Source organism: Bacteroidota bacterium (assembly GCA_030017895.1).
GTDB lineage: Bacteria > Bacteroidota > Ignavibacteria > UBA10030 > BY39 > JASEGV01.
Genome location: JASEGV010000140.1, coordinates 1 through 3019, shown reverse-complemented (window position 1 = coordinate 3019; position 3019 = coordinate 1). Strand labels below are relative to the sequence as shown.

Sequence of the window (3019 nt, the reverse complement as noted above, 5' to 3'; positions counted from 1 at the left end):
ACGACGATAAAATCTATAACACTAAACTTATATTTGAATTTTTGGAACTGCCCTACACACTGCGCTTCAACAACCATGACCTTCACGAGTTGGGGACTTTCCTAATTTGTTAGTATAGCTCAATTCGACCCTGACTCACGACTCCCGCCTTAAAACTCCGCCTCCACTCCAAACACAGGGAAGAATGCAAACTGGTAAATAGTCTCTACAGTTCCGTCGCTTCTATGATTCTTATAGAAAATATTTTTTGTATTCATAACATTCATCATTGCGACATAAACATTTATATTCCAGCCGCTCATGTAAAACCGGCTGATCCACTGCAAATCGAGACGACTGTAGTCGGGATAGCGGGCTGAGTTTTCATCTTTTGTCGCAATCCACGAACCGCGCGACCACTTTACACCCCCTTCACGGTCCTGCTTCCATGTAACATACTCCTGCGGCGTGTAAGGTCTGCCTGTCTGATAACGATATTTAAAACTTATCTCCATTTCGTTCGAGAGAGGAAGTATATACGAAGGATACTTTATAAAAAACGGTGCTTTGTTCAACCAATCCCGGACACCCTTTACAACTTTCCCCGCAAGAGCCGTAACAATTACAGGATAATCGTATTCCGACAGGTACCATTTTTCAATCGGAGGAATTCTCGTGTCTTTCATCTTTGTTTTCGAAAGCGAGATACTCAAAGTTCCGAAGTAATCCTCAACCTGTTTCTGTTCCATGAAGAATTCAACACCGTAGGCAATCCGTTCACCAATCGGCAGCATTCTATCCGACCAAAATGTATCTACTACCGAATACACAAAATCTTCGGAGACTGCTACTTTTTTATAATTCTTATAGTAGGTTTCAACGCTCAATTTCAATCCGCGGTCGAAGAGATGCTCGACACCTAACACATAATGATCCGCTTTCATGTTATCGAGATTTCTGTTGTAGCCAATCTGCCGGTAATCGCCGTAATACGGAAAGGGTTGAGTTTGATAATACTGTCCCGTAGCAAACGTTATAGTTGTTGTCGGCGGAACGATTTGATAAGTTAAGCTTGCCCGTGGCGAGAACGATCCCCTGCCCGAGTAGGTAAAGTGATCGTAACGAAGTCCTAATGTTAAAGCAAGATTCGGATTAATCCTGAACTTATCACTTAGATACAGAAAGTATTTACTCGCATCACCGAATTTGAATTTTTCGTGATATTGATATGGAGGAGTTATTATCGGTCCGGTTTCGAAATTGTCATCCCTGTTAAGGTCAAACCTTGATGTATCAGCAGCTGCAAACACATCGTTTGCCCATTTTCGTGCAGTTTGTATTTGTCCGCCTAAGGAAATGTCGTGAGACGGATGAATTTTGTAGAAGATTTCATATTTCACACCTGCAAATGATTCATCCGAATGATTGGAAAAGACGTTGCGGCTGTTTAAAATGTTGTATGAGAGAACCTCGCCTTGAGCACCTCGTCTGCGAGCTGCAAAATCTTCCCGCACGTCAATATCCGATTTGGTACCTGAAGCGTACAACGTAAAAACCGAGTAACCGTCTTTGCCGAACAGATTTCTAAAACTGAGTCCCGCTGCATATTGTTTGGTGATAGGATAGAGATTTTGAACACTCGAAGAATCGCTCATGTTTTTTCGCAGCTCATCTTTTTCTTTTGGGTCGCCAGCAATGTGAATCCTGCTGTCGCCGTAAATTATGTTGAAGATAAGTTTGTACTTCGGAGATAAATCATAAGTAATTTTGGATTGAACATCCCAGTATTTAGGAACAGCTGTCAGAGAAATTTTCGATATACCGAAAGCCTTATCAATAATTTCCAGTAAACTATTTCGCGCGGAGAATATGTAAGAACCTTTTCCTTCAGCAAAACCACCTTCTATGAGCGTGCCTGCGCCTGCCATATTAAATCCTGTTTTTGAAGCGAATGATCTTGTGCGATTTCCTTCCCTTACGGTTAAATTCATAACCGATGAAGTTTTGTCGCCATACTGAGCAGGAAATCCTCCAGTAGAAAATTGCACATTTTCAATCATTTCAGCGTTGACCATGTTGATTGGTCCGGCAGAATTGAATTGATTTGAATAATGATTTATAGAAGGAATTTCCATGTGATCTAAAATTGTGAGGTTTTCGAACGCCGCACCCCCACGAACAATAAGTTCGTTTATGTTATCCGTTGAACTTGCTACACCGGGAAGATTTTGAGCAACGCGCTGGACGTCTTGAATTCCACCGGGAGACCGGAGAATTTCAGAGCGTTCAATAACATTAGCGCTTACCGTGCTCATCTCTTGTGCTTTCGCAAAATAATTAACTGAAGCTGTTACTCCTTCCAATTCAACCGCTGATTCATTCAGCTTCACAGTAACAGGTGTTGCGCGTCCTGTCGAAACAACGACGTTAGTGATTACTTGTTGTGCATATCCGACAGCGGAAATTTTTAGACTATATGTTCCGACTTCCAGCCCGCTAAGTTTAAATCCACCTTCGATATCGGAAGAAGTGCCGAGCGCCGGTTTCTCAACGATAAGAATGTTCACCGACGGGATAGGTTCCTGTGTTCGGGAGTTAATCACTTTTCCGATAATATCTCCCTTACGCAGCTGTGCAAAGGAGGAAAGAGTGGAAATTACAATAAGTAGTAGTAAATATCTTTTCATATGTTCCCTTTCTAAAAAGTTTAACAAATGTAATAAAATTTTATGTTTATGACAATTTACGTTTAATCTGTTTATTAAGTTTCATCAATTTATTTGCAATTTTAAGATAGATTCTCCGAACAAGACACTTGACCCATGCGTAATACGCGAATGGGTGGGAGAAATAGCTTTGAAGCATAGTTTTATGAAAGGAGCATTTTTCGGTTTAAAGAGTGAAAATATGGATACTCCGCGTGTCTACGAATTGTTCAAGCTTTCTTCACCAATCACCTCCCTGACGCAAGATGATCCACCGGTGTGGGCATATTATGGTCGTCCCAAAGATCCGCCGATAAATGTCGGAATTATATTTA

At 41.2% G+C, this 3019-nt stretch carries 2 protein-coding genes; one reads left to right on the top strand and one right to left on the bottom strand.

Going from position 1 to position 3019, the window contains the following annotated elements:
- Positions 1-149 precede the first annotated feature (149 nt).
- Positions 150-2666 carry a TonB-dependent receptor gene (locus QME58_14285; protein ID MDI6804981.1) on the bottom strand — a complete coding sequence of 839 codons (2517 nt, stop codon included), beginning with the start codon at positions 2664-2666 and terminating at the stop codon, positions 150-152.
- 169 nt (positions 2667-2835) lie between these two features.
- Here QME58_14285 and QME58_14280 point away from each other — a divergent pair.
- A partial coding sequence (locus QME58_14280) for a hypothetical protein (GenBank protein ID MDI6804980.1) occupies positions 2836-3019 on the top strand: 184 nt, incomplete at its 3' end.

What these genes read in the sequence shown, in the direction of transcription:
- QME58_14285 (MDI6804981.1), bottom strand. Translation starts at nt 2,666, where the DNA reads ATGAAAAGATATTTACTACTACTTATTGTAATTTCCACTCTTTCCTCC.